Origin of the sequence: Microbacterium aquimaris (assembly GCF_039531285.1) — a bacterium.
Taxonomy (GTDB): domain Bacteria; phylum Actinomycetota; class Actinomycetes; order Actinomycetales; family Microbacteriaceae; genus Microbacterium; species Microbacterium aquimaris.
Genome location: NZ_BAAAPT010000001.1, coordinates 426,559 through 447,154, shown reverse-complemented (window position 1 = coordinate 447,154; position 20,596 = coordinate 426,559). Strand labels below are relative to the sequence as shown.

The 20,596-nt window shown below is 69.7% G+C and carries 17 protein-coding genes; 13 read left to right on the top strand and 4 right to left on the bottom strand.

Features of this window, described 5'->3' with window-relative positions:
• The first annotated feature begins 92 nt into the window (after positions 1-92).
• Entirely contained in the window at positions 93-1,712 is a 1,620-nt protein-coding gene (locus ABD204_RS02175; protein ID WP_277816621.1) for a response regulator transcription factor, read from the top strand.
• 108 nt (positions 1,713-1,820) lie between these two features.
• A complete protein-coding gene (locus ABD204_RS02170) occupies positions 1,821-2,903 on the top strand; it encodes a class I SAM-dependent methyltransferase (protein WP_194423069.1) in 1,083 nt (360 codons plus the stop codon).
• 43 nt (positions 2,904-2,946) lie between these two features.
• Here the strand turns inward: ABD204_RS02170 and ABD204_RS02165 are convergent, their stop codons facing one another.
• Positions 2,947-3,597, bottom strand: coding sequence for a ThuA domain-containing protein (locus ABD204_RS02165; protein ID WP_194423068.1), 651 nt, complete (start codon positions 3,595-3,597; stop codon positions 2,947-2,949).
• 210 nt (positions 3,598-3,807) lie between these two features.
• Here ABD204_RS02165 and ABD204_RS02160 point away from each other — a divergent pair, with 210 nt between their 5' ends.
• The 8 genes from ABD204_RS02160 (at position 3,808) to treZ (ending at position 14,760) form a co-directional block, all read left to right on the top strand.
• Positions 3,808-4,614 carry a siderophore-interacting protein gene (locus ABD204_RS02160; protein ID WP_344098301.1) on the top strand — a complete coding sequence of 269 codons (807 nt, stop codon included), beginning with the start codon at positions 3,808-3,810 and terminating at the stop codon, positions 4,612-4,614.
• A 187-nt stretch (positions 4,615-4,801) separates the two neighbouring features.
• On the top strand, positions 4,802-5,647 hold the full coding sequence (locus ABD204_RS02155) for a transposase (RefSeq protein WP_194423066.1): 846 nt from the start codon (positions 4,802-4,804) through the stop codon (positions 5,645-5,647).
• A 23-nt stretch (positions 5,648-5,670) separates the two neighbouring features.
• A complete protein-coding gene (locus ABD204_RS02150) occupies positions 5,671-6,483 on the top strand; it encodes a GTP pyrophosphokinase (protein WP_194423065.1) in 813 nt (270 codons plus the stop codon).
• Positions 6,484-6,554: 71 nt separating this feature from the next.
• Positions 6,555-7,757 carry a cation:proton antiporter gene (locus ABD204_RS02145; protein WP_194423064.1) on the top strand — a complete coding sequence of 401 codons (1,203 nt, stop codon included), beginning with the start codon at positions 6,555-6,557 and terminating at the stop codon, positions 7,755-7,757.
• Positions 7,754-8,242: a glutaminase gene (locus tag ABD204_RS02140; protein ID WP_194423063.1), complete on the top strand. Its 489-nt coding sequence runs from the start codon at positions 7,754-7,756 to the stop codon at positions 8,240-8,242. Before ABD204_RS02145 ends, ABD204_RS02140 begins: the two co-directional genes overlap by 4 nt.
• 85 nt (positions 8,243-8,327) lie before the next feature.
• Positions 8,328-10,568: a glycogen debranching protein GlgX gene (gene glgX / locus ABD204_RS02135; RefSeq protein ID WP_194423062.1), complete on the top strand. Its 2,241-nt coding sequence runs from the start codon at positions 8,328-8,330 to the stop codon at positions 10,566-10,568.
• Between the two features lie 28 nt (positions 10,569-10,596).
• On the top strand, positions 10,597-12,981 hold the full coding sequence (treY, locus tag ABD204_RS02130; RefSeq protein WP_194423061.1) for a malto-oligosyltrehalose synthase: 2,385 nt from the start codon (positions 10,597-10,599) through the stop codon (positions 12,979-12,981).
• 30 nt (positions 12,982-13,011) lie between these two features.
• A complete protein-coding gene (gene treZ / locus ABD204_RS02125) occupies positions 13,012-14,760 on the top strand; it encodes a malto-oligosyltrehalose trehalohydrolase (protein ID WP_194423060.1) in 1,749 nt (582 codons plus the stop codon).
• Positions 14,761-14,826: 66 nt separating this feature from the next.
• Here treZ and ABD204_RS02120 read toward each other — a convergent pair whose 3' ends face one another.
• A complete protein-coding gene (locus ABD204_RS02120) occupies positions 14,827-15,558 on the bottom strand; it encodes a glutamine amidotransferase-related protein (protein WP_194423059.1) in 732 nt (243 codons plus the stop codon).
• Between the two features lie 174 nt (positions 15,559-15,732).
• Here ABD204_RS02120 and ABD204_RS02115 point away from each other — a divergent pair, with 174 nt between their 5' ends.
• The 3 genes from ABD204_RS02115 (at position 15,733) to ABD204_RS02105 (ending at position 18,473) form a co-directional block, all read left to right on the top strand.
• Entirely contained in the window at positions 15,733-16,245 is a 513-nt protein-coding gene (locus tag ABD204_RS02115; protein WP_241747755.1) for an RNA polymerase sigma factor, read from the top strand.
• A complete protein-coding gene (locus ABD204_RS02110; protein WP_194423057.1) occupies positions 16,235-16,708 on the top strand; it encodes a hypothetical protein in 474 nt (157 codons plus the stop codon). Before ABD204_RS02115 ends, ABD204_RS02110 begins: the two co-directional genes overlap by 11 nt.
• A gap of 70 nt (positions 16,709-16,778) precedes the next feature.
• A complete protein-coding gene (locus tag ABD204_RS02105; RefSeq protein WP_194423056.1) occupies positions 16,779-18,473 on the top strand; it encodes a S8/S53 family peptidase in 1,695 nt (564 codons plus the stop codon).
• Between the two features lie 48 nt (positions 18,474-18,521).
• On the opposite strand, the gene ABD204_RS02100 is transcribed toward ABD204_RS02105, so the two are convergent.
• Both ABD204_RS02100 and ABD204_RS02095 read right to left on the bottom strand, forming a co-directional pair.
• Positions 18,522-19,343 carry a hypothetical protein gene (locus ABD204_RS02100; protein ID WP_194423055.1) on the bottom strand — a complete coding sequence of 274 codons (822 nt, stop codon included), beginning with the start codon at positions 19,341-19,343 and terminating at the stop codon, positions 18,522-18,524.
• A 36-nt stretch (positions 19,344-19,379) separates the two neighbouring features.
• On the bottom strand, positions 19,380-20,513 hold the full coding sequence (locus ABD204_RS02095; protein ID WP_194423054.1) for a hypothetical protein: 1,134 nt from the start codon (positions 20,511-20,513) through the stop codon (positions 19,380-19,382).
• Between the last annotated feature and the right edge of the window lie 83 nt (positions 20,514-20,596).

The following is a 20,596-nucleotide window of genomic DNA, read 5'->3' as shown; positions in this document are numbered from 1 at the left end:
GGCGCTCACTCGTGACGGGGGGCTGATACTCCAGGAGTGGATGCGGTTCAGCCGTTCGAGTGCAGACCGGCCGACGGCGGTACCATTCGGCCATGACGGACCGGAGCGCCGTTCTCACCGACGCCCATCAGGCGTTCGCCCGTCGCGACTGGCGGCGCGCGCGCGACGGGTTCGCCGCAGCCCGCGCCGATGACGCCCTCAGCGCGGTGGATCTGCGTGCGCTCGCGTCGAGTCAGTGGTGGCTCGGCCAGTGCGAGGACTGCATCGATGTCCTCGACGAGACGTTTCGGAATCAGCGCGCCGCGCCGGATGCCATCGGCGCGGCGAACACGGCCCTGACTCTCGCGCTGCTGCGCATCACCCGCGGTGAGGTGACGGTGGGAACCGCGTGGTCACGGCGCGCGGCTCGGCTCCTGGAGGATGTGCCGCCGCGCATGGAGCACGCCTACCTGGCGTACCTCGACGCGAGCCTGGGCATGTACGACGACGGTGAGCCGTGGTCGACTCGCAGCGTGAAGAGGTTGGTTGCGCTCATCGGCCTCGTCGGCGATCACGACGTCGCAGGCGTCTCGGCTCTCGCCGCGGTCGTGACCGGGATGCACGACCTGCGTCGCGGTGACCCGGAGTCCGGGTTCGCGCACCTCGACGAGGCGATGTTGTCGGTCACGTCGGGGGAGATCGAGCCGGAGTGGGCGGGTGACATGCTGTGCACCACCATCCACACGTGCCACGAGCTCGCGGACTTCGGGCGCATGGCGGAGTGGACGCGCGCGACGGAACGGTGGAGCGCCGACTACGGCGCGGAGGCGGTGTACGCCGGGGTCTGTCGCGTGCACCGGCTCGAGCTCCAGTCGGCCGAGGGCGACTGGGCGGGCGCCGAGGACGCGCTCGAGCGCACGTGTGCGGTGCTCGAGCGCACGGACCCGTGGGTGGCGGGCGAGGGATGGTACGCGCTCGGTGAGCTGCGTCGCCTCCGCGGCGACGGCGAGGGCGCGAGGCGGGCGTTTTCGCTGTCCCGCGCGGCGGGTATCGACCCTTCGCCCGGCGAGGCGCTGCTGGAGCTCAGCGAGGGCTGCGTCGATCAGGCATGGGCATCGCTGACCGCATCCCTCGCCGGCCGGGACCGGCTCGCACGCACCCGGCTTCTGCGGGCGGGTGTTCAGATCGCGCTGGCACGTCGAGACCTATCCGCTGCGGATGGCCTGGCTGACGAGCTGGAGCGTGCGGCGGGCGAGTACGGCACGGAGGGGTTCCGCGCGTGGTCGACGCACACGCGTGGGATGATTCTCCTCGCCCGGGGACGCCCGGCGGAGGCCCTGACGTCACTCCACGAGGCGCTCCACCTGTTTCGACGCCTGCAACTGCGGTGGGAACAGGCGCACGTGCTGACGTGGATCGCCGATGCGCACGCAGCGACCGGCGCCATCGCGGGAGCGCAGGCCAGGGCGGACGCGGAAGCGATCGTCGCCGAGATCGGGGCTCGGCCGATCACCTCCGTCCTCGCACGGGAAACGCCCGGCCCACCCGCCCCGCTCACCGTGCGGGAGGCCGAGATCCTCGCTCTCGCCGCGCGGGGAGCGACGAATCGCGACATCGCCCGGGAGCTCTTCATCAGCGAGAAGACCGTCGGTCGACACCTCGCGAACATCTACCTGAAACTCGGCGTGAGCTCGCGCACGGCTGCGGCCGCCTGGTGGCACGAGCACGGCTGACCGGGGATCATGCAGACGGGTGTGGAACTGCATGATTCTGCCGATGAGGGGTGGGTGTCGACGCTTCTAGATTCGACGCATCAATGGTCTCGATGACAGGAGGACACCATGTCCACAGCGGTGGAGGATGAGCGCGGCGGAGCATCGGAGGTCGATGCGTTCGCAGAGAAGGTCATGGCGGCGGCCTTGGGGTGGGTGGACCTGATGGCGATCCACCTCGGTTCGCAGATGGGATGGTACGACGCTCTCGCGAAGGCGGGTCCGATGGATGCCGAGGAGCTGGCCGTGGCGACCGGGACGAGTCGCCGATACGCCCAGGAGTGGCTCGAGCAGCAGAGCGCGGCGGGCATCCTCGAGGTGGACGACCCGGCAGGACCTCGCGTGCGACTTGCCGCGGGTGCCGCGGAGGTGCTCACCGACCGTGGCAGCCTGTCGTATCTCGAGCCGCTGGCTCGCATGTTCGCTGCCTCCGGTGCCCAGATGCCTCGGCTCGTCGAGGCGTACCGCTCGGGCTCCGGGGTGAGCTGGGAGGAGTTCGGCGACCACGCGCGACAGTCGCAGGCCGATATGAACCGGCCCTGGTTCGACGCTCTGCCCGAGGTGATCCGTTCCGTCGACGGGCTGCATGCGCTTCTCTCGCGACCCGGCGCCCGGATCGCCGACATCGGGTCGGGGGCAGGCTGGTCCTCCCTCGCACTCGCCCATGCCTATCCGCAGGCGGCCGTCGACGGCTTCGACGTGGACGACGCGTCGATCGAGATGTCGCGGGAGAACGCGGCCGCGGCGGGATTGGGTGGTCGCGTTCGCTTCGAGCGGGCCGATGCTGCCGATCTGGCCGCTCATGGCCCGTTCGATGTGATCTTCGCTTTCGAGTGCCTGCATGACATGCCGCACCCCGTCGATGTGCTGGCCGCGGCCCGCGACGCCGTCGCCCCGGGCGGTGCGGTGGTCGTCATGGACGAGGCGGCCGCCGAGACGTTCTCCCCCGATGCCGGCGCCCTGGAGCGTCTGCTCTACGGGTTCAGTCTCTTCATCTGTCTACCGGACGGACTGAGTCATCCCGGAAGCGCCGGCACGGGAACCGTGATGCGCCACGACACCCTTCGCGAGTATGCACGCGAGGCGGGATGGGGCGATGTCGAGATCATCGTCCCCGAGTTCGGTCTCTGGCGGATCTACGCTCTCACGTGAGGGGTGGTCACGAGGGGACCGGCCGACTCCGCCGGCACCGCCATCAGGCTGCGGTCGCCCACCGGGCGAGCCGCTTCACAAGATTCCGGTGTCCGGCGGAGGCATACGATCGGGCGTCGTGGCCGAGGACGTCGACGGCGATCCGGCTCGCGCCGTACGTGCGGACCCACGCCGCCGGCATCCGCTCTCCGTCGACGGTGAACTCCGCCACGACCTCCCGCCGGCCGATGGCCTGCAGGCGCGCGTACTGCTCGTCGAACACCGTGAAGTCCGAGAGCGCGTCGCCGTCCGGGAACGGATGCACACGGACGTCGATCTCGCCGGCGGGCGGGTGCCACGACAGCTGCGGAACCCACATGCCGCCGATCGCGGCGGCCCAGTCGGGATAGTCCCGCATGCTCGCGACGGCGCAGTGCAGTGCGAGGACGCCCATACCTCGATCCAGCGCCCGGGAAAGGCCGTCGACGGACAAGCGCGGAGCCGGCACGGCGTCCTCGCCGCGCCACGGGTCACCGGCGTTCACCACGAGAAGATCGAAGCCGTCGAGCCGGGCCATGGCGTGGTCGACGTCTTCGTCGACGTCGACCACGAAGCCTGCGTCGGTCAGGATCGCCCTCAGTTCGGGGGTGGTCTCGGGGAACGGGTGCCACGGATCGGCGTAGTGACCCGTGCCGCTGGCGATGAGCGCCTTCATGGGTGCCTCCTGGTCGGCCGTCGCGGGGAGAGGGCTTTCCCAATCCTATGGTGCTGTTTCGGGCGTAGTCTCGAGCGGATGAGTTCCCCCGCGTCCGCGCTTTCGTCCGGCGCTCCAGGATCCTCTGCCCCGCGATCGTCCGAGGTCGCGTCGCCACCGTCGGCGGCGCCCGTCGCTCGTCCGCGAGGCAGGCAGGTCGTCCTCGAGGTGGTGCGTCGTGAGAGCCTCACCCCGCACTTGGTCCGTGTGTACCTGGGTGGTGACGGCTTCGACGATTTCTCGGCCGGCGCCGATCCGGACAAGCTCGCGTGCACCGACACGTACACCAAGCTCCTGCTGGCCAAGCCCGGCCTCGGCCTCGAACCGCCGTACGATCTCGAGGCTCTCCGCGCGCAGCTTCCCCGGGAGGATGTGCCCTCGCGGCGCACCTACACGATCCGCGACGTCGACGAGTCCGCCCGCACGATCGCCATCGACTTCGTCGTGCACGGAGACGACGGGTTGGCCGGGCCGTGGGCCGCGTCGGCGCGACCCGGTGACCGGATCGCGCTCTCGCTCCCGGGCGGCGGGTACGCCCCGGCCGACGGTGATGTGACCCACGTGATCGTCGGCGACGACTCCGCGCTCCCCGCGATCGCGCGTGCCGTCGCCGCGCTGCGGGAGGACGCCCGAGGCGTCGTGGTCGTCGAGGTCGACGACGAGGCGTCGCAGCTTCCGCTCGAGGCCCCGCCCGGCATCGAGGTGCGGTGGCTGCACCGCGTGGGGCCGGACGGCACTGCGCACCCGGGCACCCTCATGGTCGCCGCGGTCGACGCGCTCGACCGCCCCGACGGCGACCTCGACATCTTCGCGCACGGCGAGAGGGCGGCCATGAAGCGCCTCGGCGCGATCTTCCAGGAGAAGTGGGGGATCGGCCGCCGGGAGATGTCGGTGTCGGCGTACTGGGCCCACGGCCGCGCCGAGGACGCGTTCCAGGCCGAGAAGCGCGAGTCGGTGGGAAAGATCTTCGCCGATTGAGCCCGCCGCTGGAGGTGTTCGTTGCGTCCCCATGCGCGAACGACACAGGAGATCGACGCGTCATCGCGCGTGACGGCACCAGCTGAGACTCCGAGCGGCCTGGGCTTCCTGCGGTGTTCGCGCAGGGGGAGCGGGCGGCGAGGGCGGGGTTCGGGCGAGGGATCGACCGGGCGGGCAGAATGGGGCCGTGTCGCAGGACGAGGTCGACGAGGTCGCGGCGGAGCTGTACGCACTTCCGCCCACCGCCTTCACCGCGGCGCGCAATGCGCGGGCCGCCGCGGTGGGAGGGGATGTCGGCTCCCGCATCAAGGCGCTGCGCAAGCCGACGGTCTCCGCCTGGACCGTCGACCTCCTCGCCCGGGAGGGTGATCTCGGTGAAGCGCTCGATCTGGCCGCGGCATTGCGGGAGGCGCAGGACGACCTCGACGCCGCCGAACTGGCCCGCTTGAGCGGGCAGCGTCGACAGCTTGTCGCGGCGCTCACCGCGCAGGCCGTCTCCCTCGCCGAAGCTGCGGGGGTGACCGTCAGCGCCGCCGCCCGCGACGACGTGCACAAGACCCTCAACGCTGCCGTCCTGGATGCCGCAGCCGCGGCGGCGGTCCGCACCGCACGGATGGTGCGGCCCCTCGAAGCCACGGGATTCGGCACGGTGGACGCTGCCGGGCTGGCCGATGTCGTCGGCGGTTCCCTCCCGGGCGTCGAGGTCGATCCGCCGCGGGACGACCTGGCTCAGCGTCGTGCGAGACGAGCCGCGGAGAAAGCGGCGCGCGAGGCCGACCGCGCCGCGAACGACGCCGCTCGCGACGAGGCGAAGCTCGCCGAACGGCGCGACCGCGCACGGCACAAGCTCGACCACGTGCGCGAGCGGCTGGACGACCTCCGCCGCGACATCGCGCGTCTCGAGGCCGACGAAGCCGCCGCCGCCGCCACGCTCACCGAGCTCGAGGACCGGTTGGGAGCTGCCGCCTCGACCGCCCGCGCGGCCGCGGCCCGGGCAGAGGACGCCCGTCGGTCCCTCACAGAACTCTCGTAGTGATCGACCGTACGGTGGGGGTCATGGCGACGCCACGACCCGAAGCGGCCGAATCCGACGATCTGCCCGTGATGCTCAGCCCGTCCGAACTGCGCACGGCGCGGGACGAGTTCCAACAGTTCCTCATGGAGTACCGGTTCGGGATGCAGGAGATCGAGACGAAGATCTCGATCCTCCGCGACGAGTTCCTGCAGCGGCACGATTACAACCCGATCGAGCACGTCTCCAGCCGCGTGAAGTCGCCCGACAGCCTGGTCGAGAAGGTGAGACGGCGGGGGATCCCGGCGGATTTCGCGACGGTGCGCGACCAGATCACCGACATCGCGGGCGTGCGCATCACGTGCAGCTTCGTCACCGACGCGTACCGTCTGTTCGACCTCCTGGCCGCTCAGGACGACATCGAGGTGCTGCAGGTCAAGGACTACATCGCCGCGCCGAAACCGAACGGCTACAAGAGCCTGCATGCGATCCTCCAGGTGCCGGTCTTCTTGTCGACCGGTCGCATCGAGGTCCCCGTGGAGGTGCAGTTCCGCACGATCGCCATGGACTTCTGGGCCAGCCTGGAACACAAGATCTACTACAAGTACGACCGGCAGGTGCCCGCGGAGCTGCTGGACGACCTGAAGGACGCCGCCGACAGCGCCGCCGAGCTCGACACCCGCATGGAACGTCTGCACCGGGAGATCCGGGGCTCGGGGGCGATGGGTGGTGCACGGCCCATACCGGACGGCGCCGGAGACGATGTTCCGGCGCACACCGCCGTGGCGGAGGGAACCGTCCCCCCGACGTGGGCGCGGCCGCCGGAGATCCGAGATGCTCCGGTGCTCGACGCCTGACCCCGTGCTCGGGGGCGATCCCGGTGCGGGGGCGGGCGGGAGTGACCCCTCCGACTCGGTAGCCTGAGGCGGTGAACGACCTTCAGCCGCAGACTCTGGTGATCATCCCGCTCCTGGCGGTGCTGGCTCCGTTGCTCGCGCGGGGAATGGGCCGGTGGGTGCGCGTGCCGGTGGTCGTGTTCGAACTGGTGCTCGGCATCCTCATCGGCCCGGCGGTGCTCGGCTGGGTGGGGGACTCGGCCTTCATCGAGCTGATGGCCGACTTCGGCCTCGCGACCCTCTTCTTCGTCGCGGGTACCGAGATCGAATTCGGAGCCTTCCGTGGCCGACTCGGTCGGCGGGCGAGCCTCGGATGGCTGTTGAGCCTCGGAGCGGGAGTGCTGTCGGTGGTGATCCTCACCCCGTGGGAGGCGGCGGTCGTCATCGGAATCGCGCTGTCGTCGACCGCGCTCGGGACCCTGCTGCCGGTCCTGCGCGATGCGGGAGAGCTGAAGACCCCGTTCGGCCAAGCCGTCGGCGCCGTCGGCGCGCTCGGCGAGTTCGGCCCGTTGATCGCGATCTCCCTGTTCCTCGGCAGCCGGGACATCGGCCTGTCGACGCTTGTGCTGTTGCTGTTCATGCTCATCTCGGGTCTGGCCATCTGGCTGGCCTTCCGCATCCCCCACGGGGCGATGCACAAGGCGGTGAGCGCGACCCTGCACACCTCGGGGCAGTTCGCGATCCGGGTGATCCTGTTGATCCTGGGCGGTCTGGTCGCGGTGAGCGTTCTGCTCGAGCTCGACTTCCTGTTGGGCGCGTTCACCGCCGGGATCGTGTGGCGCCTGATCATGCGCGATGCGGACGAGGCCGATCGGGAAGCGGTCGAGAGCAAGGTCGAGGCGGTCGCGTTCGGCTTCCTCGTGCCCATCTTCTTCATCTACACCGGTGTCACTTTCGACCTGCAGGCGCTGCTGGCCGACCCGATCCTGTTCCTCGGCCTCCCGATCGTCCTCGTCGCGCTGTTCGTGATCCGCGGACTCCCCTCGATGCTCGCCTCGCCGGTGGGCGCGAGCGGACGGGAGCGTCTCGCGATGGCCTTCATGGGTGCCACCGGGCTGCCGATCATCGTCGCCGTCACCTCCATCGGTCTCGACGAGGACATCCTGACCACGGTGCAGGCGGCGCTTCTGGTGGGTGGGGGGATGCTCTCGGTGTTGCTGTTCCCGCTCATCGCGATGCGGTTGCGGGGCGAGCGCGCCGCGCGTGTGGCTCCGACCATGGACGACATGGCGTGACCACGATCGCCCGGCTCTTCGACGACGCCCGCGATCGCCTCGCGGGGCTGCCCCGTGAGGCGATGGGTGAGCTGGTCGAGCCGCGGCGACTGTGGGGTCTGCGACGGGCTCCGCGCGTCGTGGCGCGGGGCGAGGCGTGGCATCTGGGTGTGCTCCTCATCGGCGAGGACTTCGTCGCGGCCACCGGTGAGATCGTCCGGTCGCGGGAAGAGGCCCGGCGCGGGTTCGCCGCGGAATCGCAGCGGGAGCGCGCCGCCCTGCAGGCAGCCGTGTTCCGGGGCGGATTCCGCGAGGGTGTTCCGGTGCACCTCGGGTGGCGGATGCTCGATGTCGCCGCCGTCGAAGCCGGCGGGACCTCCGGTCCGGTCGCGGTGGTCGAGGGCGTGCCGAGTGTGCGGTGGAGTCCCGGTGCCGGGTTCGCGCCGTTGGCACGCTACCTCGATGAGCGGATCGTGCTGCTCGCGGATCCACCGCGCGGGGCATGATAGCGACGCGGGCCGCTCTGGGGGAGGGCCACGTGAGCGCTCCCGCATCCTCTATGGTTGAACTCCCGGACTCGAGGGGGTTCACGTGCAGGTATGGCCCGGATCCGCGTATCCATTGGGTGCGACATTCGATGGGAACGGCACGAACTTCGCGTTGTTCAGCGAAGGGGCCGAGAAGGTCGAACTGTGTCTGTTCGACGAGGACGGCGCCGAGACGCGCGTCGAGCTGATCGACGTCGACGCGTTCGTGTGGCACGGATACCTTCCCAACGTCCAGCCCGGGCAACGCTACGGCTACCGCGTGCACGGCGCATACGACCCGGCCAACGGTCAGCGCTACAACGCGAACAAGCTCTTGCTCGACCCGTACGCCAAGGCCGTCGACGGCCGTGTGCACTGGGGGCAGTCGGTCTTCAGCTACACGTTCGGCGACCCCGATTCGCGCAACGACGACGATTCGGCGGACGACATGATGAAGGGGGTCGTCATCAACCCCTTCTTCGACTGGCAGGGTGACCGGCCGCCGAAGACTCCGCTGCACGAGACCTTCATCTACGAGGCCCATGTGAAGGGCCTCACGCAACTGCATCCGTCGGTGCCCGAAGAGATGCGCGGCACCTATGCCGGTGTGGCCCATCCGGCCGTCATCGACCATCTGCAGAAGCTCAGCGTCACCGCGATCGAACTCATGCCGGTGCATCAGTTCGTCAACGACTCCACCCTTCAGGAGAAGGGGCTGTCGAACTACTGGGGCTACAACACCATCGGGTTCTTCGCCCCGCACCACTCCTACGCCGCGACCGGGGTCAACGGTCAGCAGGTGCAGGAATTCAAAGCGATGGTCCGCTCGCTGCACGAGGCGGGCATCGAGGTGATCCTGGATGTGGTCTACAACCACACCGCCGAGGGCAACCACCTGGGTCCGACCCTGTCGATGCGCGGCATCGACAACGAGGCGTACTACCGGCTCGAGCAGAACGACAAGCGCTACTACACCGACTACACCGGCACCGGCAACAGCATGAACGTCGGCCATCCCCACTCGCTGCAGCTGATCATGGACTCGCTGCGCTACTGGGTCCTGGAGATGCACGTCGACGGGTTCCGCTTCGACCTCGCCTCGACCCTGGCGCGCGAGTTCTATGACGTCGATCGCCTGTCGACCTTCTTCGAGATGGTGCAACAGGATCCGGTGGTCTCCCAGGTCAAGCTGATCGCCGAGCCGTGGGACGTCGGTCCCGGCGGATACCAGGTCGGCAACTTCCCGCCCCAGTGGACGGAGTGGAACGGGAAGTACCGCGACACCGTGCGCGACTTCTGGCGCGGTGAGCCGCAGGCGCTCGGGGAGTTCGCGTCGCGCCTGACCGGGTCGAGCGATCTGTACGAGCGCTCCGGTCGCGCACCGGTCGCCTCGATCAACTTCGTCACCGCCCACGACGGTTTCACCCTGCGCGACCTCGTGTCGTACAACGACAAGCACAACGAGGCCAACGGCGAAGACAACCGCGACGGCGAATCACACAACCGGTCCTACAACCACGGCGTGGAGGGGCCCACCGACGACCCCGAGATCCTCACCGTCCGTGCCCAGCAGCAGCGGAATTTCATCGCCACGATGATGCTGAGCCAGGGTGTGCCGATGCTCTCGCACGGCGACGAACTGGGGCGCACGCAGTTCGGGAACAACAACGGCTACGCGCAGGACAACGAGCTCACCTGGATCGACTGGGAGTCGGTGGACCAGCCGCTGATCGAGTTCACGGCGGCGCTCGCGCGCCTACGGAAGGACCACCCCACGTTCCGCCGGACCCGGTTCTTCGACGGCCGCCCCGTGAAGATGGAGGAGGGGCGGCCCATCCCGGATGTGGTGTGGCTGCGGCCGGATGGCACCCTCATGCAGCCGGAGGACTGGGATTCCGGGTTCGGTCGCACCGTCGGGATCTTCCTCAACGGCCGGGGCATCCGCGAGCGCGACAAGTGGGGCGAGGAGATCACCGACCGCCACTTCATCGTGCTCTTCAACGCCGGTGACGAACCGGTCGACTTCAAGATCCCCGCGCCCCGGTACGGTCCCGAGTGGGATGTCATGGTCGACACCGCGGGCGACTGGGCGAACACCGGCCCCGTCTCGCCGGGGTCTCGCATCCCCCTGCAGGCGAAGGCGCTCGTCGTATTGCGCGAACACGACCTGCCCGATCCCGAGGTGGACCACTCGGTGGCGGCGTCGCTGAGCATGCTCGTGCACGCACGCACGGCGGAGATGCCCGTGATCACCCCACCGCCCTCGGCGGCAGCGTCGGTGGACGAGGCCGACGGCGCCGACTGAGGCTCCGAGAGAACCGGAAGAGGACGCCATGCCCGCGCATCCCGTGTCGACCTATCGACTGCAGATCCGTGCCGGCTTCGACCTCGACGCGGCGGCCGCGATCACCGGGTACCTCGCCGACCTCGGCGCGGACGCCGCGTACCTGTCGCCGCTGCTGCAGTCGACCCGCGGCAGCGACCACGGCTACGACGTGACCGATCCCACGCGGGTGGATGCCGCCCGCGGCGGCCCGGAGGCGCTCGAGCGTTTCTCCGAGGCGGCGCGCGAGGCCGGCCTCGGGATCCTCGCCGACATCGTGCCGAACCACATGGGCATCTCGAAGCCCCAGGAGAACCCGTGGTGGTGGGATGTCCTCACGCACGGTCGCGCCTCGGTGCACGCCGAGGCGTTCGACATCGACTGGGCCTTCGGTGACGGCAAGGTCCGTGTGCCCGTGCTCGGTGCGCCGCCGGCCGAGGCGATCGGGGACATCCGTGTCGACCCGACGCCCACGCCCGAATCCGCGACAGGGCTCGCGCGGTACTTCGACCACATCCTCCCGCTGGCCCCCGGGTCCGTGCACGACACGGACGATCTGACGTCGGCGGACGGTGTGCGCGCTGTCCTCGATCGGCAGAACTGGGAGCTGCGCTTCTGGCAGGACGAGGCCGCAGAGCTGAACTATCGGCGCTTCTTCGCGGTGACGACCCTGGCGGCGGTCCGCGTCGAGCGGCCCGAGGTCTTCGACGCCGCTCATGCCGAGGTGCTGCGCTGGCTGCGGGAAGGCCTCGTCGACGGTCTTCGGGTCGACCACCCGGACGGGCTAGCCGACCCCGGGGGCTACCTCGCGAGGCTCGCCCAGGCCACCGAGGGTGCGTACGTGTTGGTCGAGAAGATCCTCGAGCGCAGTGCCCACGAAGCCGCCGCCGAGCCGCCGGAGACGCTCCCGGCCTGGTGGGCGACGGCAGGGACGACGGGGTACGACGCGCTCGCCGAGATCGAACGGGTGCTGATCGATCCGAACGGTGAACAGCCGCTCACCGCCCTCGACGGTGTCCTGCGCGGCACGGTGCCGGTGTGGACGGACATGATCCACGACACCAAACGCATGATCGCCGACACCATCCAGGTTTCGGAGATCCGGCGGCTCGTGCGCTGCCTGCCCGAACCGATCGCCGACGCCGACGACGCCCTCGCCGAGCTGCTCGCATGCTTTCCGACCTACCGGTCGTACCTGCCGGCCGGCATCGACGACCTCCACCACGCCGTCGACGAGGCCCTGCGCCGCAGGCCCGATCTCGCCGACGCGGTCGCCGCGCTCGCGCCGGTGCTCTCGGACGGCTCCCTCGAGGTCGCGCGGCGCTTCGAGCAGACCACCGGACCGGTCATGGCCAAGGGGGTGGAGGACACCGCCTTCTACCGCTACACGCGCCTCGGCTCGCTGACCGAGGTCGGCGGGGACCCGTCGGTGTTCTCCCTGTCGGTGCCCGGGTTCCACGCGGCATGGCAGCGCAGGCAGGCCTCCTGGCCGCACGCGATGACCACCTTGTCGACGCACGACACCAAGCGCGGCGAGGACGTGCGCGCCCGCCTGGATGTGCTGGCGGAGCTGCCGGGGCGGTGGGGGCAGACCCTGGATGCGCTCCGCGAGGTCGCCTCGACCGGCAACGGCCCCTTCGACAATCTGCTGTGGCAGGCGATCGTCGGGTCGTGGCCGGCCTCGCCGGAGCGTCTGCACGCCTACGCCGAGAAGGCGGCACGCGAGGCAGCCGAGCAGACCGGATGGTGGCAGCCGGACGAGGTGTTCGAGCAGCGCATGCATGACCTCGTCGATGCCGCGTTCGGCTCCGCTGAACCGATCGTCTCGCGGTTCGTCGAGGAGATCCGCGACGCAGGATGGTCGAATTCCCTTTCGGCCAAACTCCTGCAGCTCGCCGGCCCCGGCGTGCCCGACGTGTATCAAGGTTCGGAGCTGTGGGAGACCTCACTCGTCGACCCCGACAACCGGCGACCGGTGGACTTCGGCGCGCGGGAGCGGATGCTCGCCGAGCTGGATGCGCCCGACGCGACGCGTCCCCCGATCGATGAGAGCGGGGCGGCGAAACTCCTGGTGACCTCGCGTGCGCTGCGATTGCGCCGCGATCGGCCCGAGCTGTACACGCGGTACACGCCGGTGACCCTCGTCGGCGACGCGGCGGACCACGCGGTCGCGTTCGACCGCGGCGGGGTGATCGCGTTGGCCACGCGCCTCCCGATCGGCCTCGCGGCACGAGGCGGCTGGGGTGACACGGCGGTGATGCTGCCGGAGGGGACGTTCGTCGACGTGGTCACCGGCCGACGCGTCCCCGGCGGTGTCCGCCCGCTCGCCGACGTGCTCGCGACGTATCCGGTGGCGCTGTTGGCGACCGAGGCGGCCGAGGCGACCGATGTGTGAGTTCGCGCGCACGCGCGGAAGGAGCGGGGCATGAGCGTCGAGGTGTGGGGCCCCAGGGCCGAACGGATGCGGTTGCGTCGACCGGGCGCGGACGACGTGGAGATGACCGTCGATGCCGACGGGTGGTGGCGGTGCGACGTCGACCTCGCCCACGGCGACCGCTACGGGTTCGTGCTCGGCGACTCCGAGGACGCCAGGCCCGATCCGCGCTCGCGACGTCAGCCCGACGGCGTCCACGGACTGTCGGCGCACGTCGACCCGGCGACGCTCGCCACTGCCGTGCCGGTGACACCCGCGTGGACGGGGCGCCAGCTGGCGGGCGGCATCGTCTACGAGATGCACGTGGGCAGCTTCACCCCCGAAGGCACCCTCGACGCCGCTGCGGATCGACTGACGCACCTGGTCGAGCTCGGCGTGTCCCACATCGAGCTTCTGCCCGTGAACGGTTTCAACGGGGTGTGGAACTGGGGATACGACGGGGTGCTCTGGTACACGGTGCACGAGGCCTACGGCGGGCCCGCGGCATACCGCCGCTTCGTCGAAGCCGCTCACGCGGCCGGGCTCGCCGTCATCCAGGACGTCGTCTACAACCACCTGGGCCCCAGCGGAAACTACCTCCCCGAGTACGGCCCCTACCTGCGTGACGCCGAACGCAACACGTGGGGGTCGAGCGTCGACCTCGACCAGGCTGCGGTGCGGGCGTTCATCGTCGAAAACGCGCTGATGTGGATGCGCGACTACGGTGTCGACGGTCTGCGGTTGGATGCGGTGCACGCCCTCAAAGATGCCCAGCCCGTCCACATCCTGCGCGAGCTCGCCGAGGCGACCGATGCCCTGTCCGCCCACCGGGGGGTCCCGTTGACCCTCATCGCCGAGTCGGACATGAACGACCCGACGCTGATCCTCCCGCGCGAAGCGGGCGGCTACGGCCTGCACGCCCAGTGGAGCGATGACTGGCACCACGCGGTGCACGTCGCCCTCACGGGGGAGACCGTGGGCTATTACGAGGACTTCGCCGCCCCGGACGCGCTGACGAAGGTCTGGACCCGCGGGTTCTTCCACGACGGCACGTACTCATCGTTCCGTGGTCGCGACCACGGGCATCCGATCCCCGCCGAGGTGCCGGCCTGGCGTCTGGTGACCTTCGCCCAGGATCACGACCAGATCGGAAACCGCGCTGCCGGCGACCGGCTGAGCGACTCGTTGTCGCCCGCGCGGCTGGCGGTCGCCGCCGTCCTCACCCTCACCGCGCCGGGTACCCCGATGCTGTTCATGGGAGAGGAATGGGGGGCATCCACCCCGTGGGCCTTCTTCACCTCGCACCCCGAACCCGAGCTCGGCGAAGCCACCGCGAAGGGCCGGATCGAGGAGTTCGCCCGAATGGGATGGGACCCCGAGTCGGTCCTGGACCCCCAGGATCCGCGAACCTTCCACCGGTCGCGCCTGGCCTGGGAGGAAGCCGGCGACGGTGACCACGCGCGCCTGCTCGCGCTGTATCGGCGCTTGGCTCGGCTGCGGCGAGAGCACCCAGACCTCACCGACCCCGACCTCGCGACACTCGGCGCCGAACTGGTGCGCGACGGCGATCCCGGACACCGAGCCTGGGAGCTGCGTCGGGGGGCCCTGCGGATCCTCGTGAATCTGACCGACGAGGTCCTGCAGGTCTCGGTGGCGCCGGAGGAGATCGTGGTGATGGCGACATCTGCGGCGGTGAGTGAGACGGCGGATACGGTGGCCGTTCCCGCCGAGTCCGCGGTCATCGTGTCGCCGGAGCGCTGACGCGAGCGGGACCGGTCATCTCGGACGCGGCGTCGAGGAAACCGCCGCGGGGCTCCCCCATCACCGTCAGACGGCGACGCGCGAGGCGAAGTTCCGGAGCATCGTGAGGGGTGCATCGACCGTCGCGGTCAGAACCCTGTCGGCGACGGCGTCGAAGTCGCCCGCGTCGAAGTAGCCGTCGTTGCGATAGACCACCATGCGCGCGGTGAAGTCGGCCGGTGTCGGCTCGGGGTGGAACTGCGTCGTGTAGACACGCTCACCCACGCGATACGCCTGCACGGGGCAGGGCGCGTTCGTGGCGAGCTGCACGGCCCCGGGCGGCAGGGCCTCGGTGCCCTCCTTGTGCGCGGTGAGCGCGGTGAAGGTGTCGGGGAGCCCGGCGAACAGCGGGTCGGCGAGGCCCGCATCGGTCATCTGCACCTCGGCCGGGCCGGTGTCCTCCGGATAGGCGCGGCTGACCGTGCCACCGAGCATGCGGGTGACCACTCCGATGCTGTAGCACGTGAACAAGCCCACCGGGCCTCCGCCGGCGCAGGCGGAGGCGAGGCGCTCGAGATCGGCCTCCACGCGTCGCTGCACGTCGGTCTTGGTGGCCTCCGGATCGGTCACGTTGAACGGGCTGCCTCCGACGACGACCCCCGTGTAGCCGCGGATCCTCCCCGGATCGAGCGGGGTGCGCACCAGGTCGAGTTCGTCGAGCTCGGAGAGCCCCATCGCGCGCCGGAACGACGCGAATTCAGCGTCGGCGGCCACACGCTGTGGGCGCGCGCAGACGTACAGAATTCGCGCGTCGGACATTTCTCGATTCTCCCATGTATCACCGTGCGCCCTTTCGCGCTCTGTCGAGTTGTGGACAGAATGGGCTTCATGACGCATACGGGGTCTGGGGCCTCCGTCGAGTCCGTCGATCAGCCGCGGTGGGAGAGAGCAGCTGCTTGCTTCCGCCGGTGGCGTGACGGCGACCGTCGGGCGATGGATGAGTTGGTGGCGGTGATGACACCGGTGCTGTGGCACGTGGTGCGCGCCTACGGGCTGGATGCGGCCCTCGCACAGGATGTGGTGCAGACCACGTGGCTCACCCTCGTCCAACGTCACTCCTCGATCGCCGATCCGAAAGCCGTGTCCGGCTGGCTGACCACCACCGCGCGCCGCGAGGCGTGGCGGGTGGGCAAGCAGCAGCGTCGTGCGGAGGCGACCGAGGCGGAGAACCTCGAACCCCACCTGCCCGTCCACGAATCCGCGGAGCAGACCGCGGCGACCGACGACGAGTCGCGTCGCCTGTGGCTGGCCGTGGGAAAGCTCGATGAACGCTGCCAGCGGCTGCTGCGCATCGTCGCGTTCGACGACCGCCCCGACTATGCGCGCATCGCCGCCGACATGGCGATGCCGGTCGGATCGATCGGACCGACGCGTCGGCGCTGCCTGGGCAAGCTCCGCACCCTTCTCGAAGGCGCCGGAGGAGAGAAGGACGCACATGGACACTGAAGACTTCGCCGCCGACGCGGCGCTGTTCGCGCGGCTGCGCGCGACCTGGGACGACGTCGATCCGATGCCCGCCGACATGATCGACCGCATGGTCGCCGCGGTCGCTGTCGCCGACCTGTCGCGCGAGTACGCGCTGCTGACCCTCGTCGAGGGGGCGATCACCGGCGCCGTGAGGACGACGCCGGCCGAGACCGCAACCCTGCAATTCAGTCGCGGTGACACGAGCGTGCTCCTGCACGTGAGCGTGACCGAGAGTGGCAAGCGTCGCATCGACGGGTGGGTCGACGCCGAGACGCTCGCCATCCGGCTCGTGCAGGGCGACCGGGATTGGGCGGCCGAGCCGGCCGACCACGGACGGTTCGCCTTCGAGGAGGTCCCGCCGGGCATGACCCGACTGCGGATGGCCGTGCGGGGCACCGACGGGGAGATGAAGGAGTTCGAGACGCCTCAGTTCGAGGCCTGACCGGGCGCGGATGCGCCCGCATCCGCACGAGTGAGACCGTCGCGTGAGGCGGGAAAGATCAGGGGGACGCATGGTCGACAACGTCGACGAGCCGGGTTGGCGGGATCGGATCGAAGCCGGGCGGCCCCGCGGGGTGCCGCTGGACCCCGGGATCGAACAGGTCGAGGGCGTGGACCCGTACCCCACGACCTACGCCGCCGATCACGTCCTCCTCACCGAGGGGGCGCGGCTCTCGGAGATCCTCGAGATCCTGCGAGAAGCCGGCGCTTACTTCGGGTGGGGCGTGCGCGTGGAGACCATCCGCGGCGATCGCCTGAGCGACGCCGAGGCGGAAGAGCGCGCGCGGGTCGCGGAGGAGGAGTTGGGTCTGCCCCTGGTGCTGCTCGGCATCATCTTCCCGGACCCGAAGCCGGGTCGTGACGATCAGCCGGTGCCGCCGATCGATGCGTGGCGTCTGTTGCAGCGTGCCCGCGCGATCTTCGGCAAGGACCTGCGCGGCGTGGCATTGGACCACGTGATCAGCGTCGACCCGTATGGCTCGACGAACCCGTACGGTTCCACCAATCCCTACGGGTCGACCAACCCGTACGGCTCGACCAACCCGTATGGCTCGACGAACCCGTACGGTTCCACGAATCCCTACGGGTCGACCAACCCGTACGGTTCGACGAACCCGTACGGCTCGACCAACGCCCCCGGGCCCGGCGCTTACGCGTATCCCGGTTCCGGCGGACGCGAGGTCGTGAGTTACATCGGGGATCCGCCTCGACGCGATGATGAGACCGTCGTGGGGCGGCGGCCCGTGGTGGCCTTCATGGACACCGGGTGCGGGAAACACGCGTGGCTTCCGCCGTCGATCGTCGACCGTGATCCGCATGTGAACGGCGAGCCGATCGGCATCACCGATCCCGCCACCGATCCGGAAGCGATAGGCGACATCTCCGGGCCCTACGACGGCTTCCTCGACGCCGCCGCCGGGCACGGCACCTTCGTCGCCGGAGTGGTGCGTCAGATCTGCCCGGACGCCGACCTCATCTCGATCCGAGTCGCCGACAGTCAGGGCACCCTTCTCGAGGGTGAGTTCCTCGCTGCCGTTCGTGCGGTCGCCGAACTGGTGATCCGCGACGCGCGAGGCTTGCCTGGCGGGCGCCCCATCGACGTGCTGAACCTGTCGCTGAGCTACTATCACGAGACCCCGGAGGACGGGCAGTTCGACCAGACCCTCGTGCGCTATCTCGTGGCGGCCCGCCGGCACGGCTGCGCCGTGGTGTGCTCCGCCGGCAACGACGCCACCAGTCGGCCCGCCTTCCCGGCGGCGCTGTGGCGGTGGCCCGATGCGGAGTTCGTCGTCGACGATCCGGCCGACGCCGCCCCGCACCTGTCGGTGGGAGCGCTGAACCCGAACGGCAAGAGTCTCGCCCTCTTCAGTAACGTCGGCCGCTGGGTCCGCGTCTACGCCCCCGGTGCGTCCGTGGTCAGCTCCGCGCCACCGTTGAACGGCGGTACGCAGGCCGGCACGCGCAACGACCGCTTCGGGCTGCGTCGCGAGACGATCGACCCCGACGATTTCACCGGCGGCTTCGTCATGTGGAGCGGAACCTCCTTCGCGGCGCCCTTCATTGCGGGACTCCTGGCCGAGCGGATCGCCGACGGCTTGATCGACGGCACCGCGGACGAGTCCGTCGCGGCGCGTGTCGAAGCGCTCGAGAAGGCCGGCTCACGGGCGCTGCGCGAGTGGGACGGCCACCGCCGCGCTCCCGCCTGATCCCGCGCCGGTGCGGGGACGCCGGCGTTGTCCCCGCACCGGCGAACCTCAGCGCCGGCGCACGCCGCCGCGGTGCGGGCGGCTTCGAACGGACACCAGAATCGCGCCCATGAGGAGCAGAGTCGATCCGAGGACGAGGGTCCTGCCCGTGGGGCCCACATCGAGTCCCGTGGCGGGCAGCGCATCCACCTCGGCGTGATGGGTCGGTGATGTGGTCTCCGCTCCGCTCGCGACCTCGTCGGCGTCGCGGTCCGGTTCATCCGTCGGTGATCCGGCGTCGCTCGAACCGCCGTCGGGGTCGGAGTCGCCGACTGTGCCGGCGTGCAGCGCCAGTTCGTTCGAACTCTCCGCGGGCGCCGACTCGAGGCGGTACGGGTCGCCGAGTTCACGCACACGGACACCGAGGGAGTGGTGCAGCGTGATGAACGATGACTCCTTCAGCGTGAACGTGGCATTCGCCGTGCTCCACGGCGTCGCGTCCCGCTGCACCCCGTCGCTGTCCTCGTAGTACCACTGATACTCGTACACCGGATCGTCGGTACCTTGGCCGGCCGGAGCAGGGATGCTCCACGTGCCCGGGCATGCGTGCACCACAGCTCCGACCGCGGGCTCCGGGAGCCCGGCGCCGCACGATGCAGATGCGGAGATCGTCGGAGCGGTCGCGACGGTCGAAGCGGGACCGGCGGCGCACTCCTTCTGTGTCTTCGTGATGACATTCGACGGGATCAAGGGTGACGCGCCGTCGATCGACAGGGGCATGACCGAGGTGATGGGAAGCTCCCACCCCGACCCGCCGAACAGGTGGGTGAACTCCCGTCCGAGGGACCACTCCGCGTCGATGACGTAGACCGTCTGCGTCCACGTCAGCATGAAGTACCGCTGTGGCGGCACGGTGTATGTGACACTCTACGATGTCGCCGTCGCGGTCGTTCGGGTGGTCGCGATGGCGCCCTCGTGGGAGATCGAGAACTCACCGCCGACGTTGAAGGCCGCAGGCGCGTCCTTTCCGGTTCCGCCGGCGATCGAGATCTTCCCGCCGACGGTCGTCTTGTCCGACACCGTCGAGCTGTTGCTGATGGTTATCGTCGACGACTTGGTGATCGTCTCGTCCTTCTCCCCGTCGTTGTGCCGGCGGGTGACGCTGTCGCTGTCGACCGGAGCTCCGCAACCCGCCGCGCGAATCTCGACGCTTCCGCTGGCGCGCACGGCGGAGTCATTGGGGGGGAGCCAACCGTCGGTGGCGTCATTGCGCACCGCGCAACGCAATGTGTTCTCAGCGCAGCGGTGAGTGGCGGCGCTCGAGGCCAAATGGAGCACGTGTTCGAATTCCGTCCAGTTACCGGTGGCCGAATCCTTCCGGTCGTTGATGATCACCCAGAACTGTGCGCCGGTATGGACGTTGACGCCCGCCGTGATCTCGTTTCCGGTCGTGTCTTGTCGGTGGTAGTAGTCCGTCCCGCACTCGTTGAATCCCCGGGCCGGATGGTTGTGCAGGCCATACGTGGGGTCCAGGGCCTCGTAGTTGCCGTGGCCGTGAAGCCCGTTTGCGTCCGAGTAGAAGCACCGCCCGTTGTATTCGGAGACGATGTAGAACGCGTTGTGGTCGAACACCGGTGAAGGTGTCGCCGCATCGGGCCGCGGCGTCTCCTCGAAGGGGACGAGAAAGAAGCGCTGGGTCACGTCGGCGGTGTTGCAGGGCTGATCGATGTGGTCTCGGATGTAGCCATCCGGGGTGCGGAAGTCCCAGCGTGCACTGAGGCAGCTTCCGTTGCCCCGGCGAATGAGGACGGTGCCGTCGTCTGCCGCGGGGTCGGCCTCGGTGATCGACACGTTGTAGGCGTCTTGTCCGAGCCCGTTGCGCAGCCACAGCGTCTGGCCGACCGGGTCGCCGTCGGCGGCGACCGCCGGAGTGGTGGCCGCGAGAGATGAGCCGCCGGCGATCGCGAGGCTCAGCGCCAGGGTCGCGGCGACGACGAGCAGTCCTCGGCGGCCCCGTCGAGGTTCCGATCGTCGATATCGGAGCGAATCGATCAGCGGCATGGAATTCTCCCTGGGGGCGGTTGCAGCGGGCGGAGCTTGCGGACACATAATAGTGGACAAGGTTTCTCAGATACACGCCCCTC

Bases quoted from the DNA above. Each gene is read 5' to 3' on its own strand.
- ABD204_RS02175 (WP_277816621.1), top strand. From the start codon at position 93: ATGACGGACCGGAGCGCCGTTCTCACCGACGCCCATCAGGCGTTCGCC.
- ABD204_RS02170 (WP_194423069.1), top strand. From the start codon at position 1,821: ATGTCCACAGCGGTGGAGGATGAGCGCGGCGGAGCATCGGAGGTCGAT.
- ABD204_RS02165 (WP_194423068.1), bottom strand. From the start codon at position 3,597: ATGAAGGCGCTCATCGCCAGCGGCACGGGTCACTACGCCGATCCGTGG.
- ABD204_RS02150 (WP_194423065.1), top strand. From the start codon at position 5,671: ATGGCGACGCCACGACCCGAAGCGGCCGAATCCGACGATCTGCCCGTG.
- treY (WP_194423061.1), top strand. From the start codon at position 10,597: ATGCCCGCGCATCCCGTGTCGACCTATCGACTGCAGATCCGTGCCGGC.
- treZ (WP_194423060.1), top strand. From the start codon at position 13,012: ATGAGCGTCGAGGTGTGGGGCCCCAGGGCCGAACGGATGCGGTTGCGT.
- ABD204_RS02120 (WP_194423059.1), bottom strand. From the start codon at position 15,558: ATGTCCGACGCGCGAATTCTGTACGTCTGCGCGCGCCCACAGCGTGTG.
- ABD204_RS02115 (WP_241747755.1), top strand. From the start codon at position 15,733: ATGGATGAGTTGGTGGCGGTGATGACACCGGTGCTGTGGCACGTGGTG.
- ABD204_RS02110 (WP_194423057.1), top strand. From the start codon at position 16,235: ATGGACACTGAAGACTTCGCCGCCGACGCGGCGCTGTTCGCGCGGCTG.
- ABD204_RS02105 (WP_194423056.1), top strand. From the start codon at position 16,779: ATGGTCGACAACGTCGACGAGCCGGGTTGGCGGGATCGGATCGAAGCC.
- ABD204_RS02100 (WP_194423055.1), bottom strand. From the start codon at position 19,343: ATGCTGACGTGGACGCAGACGGTCTACGTCATCGACGCGGAGTGGTCC.
- ABD204_RS02095 (WP_194423054.1), bottom strand. From the start codon at position 20,513: ATGCCGCTGATCGATTCGCTCCGATATCGACGATCGGAACCTCGACGG.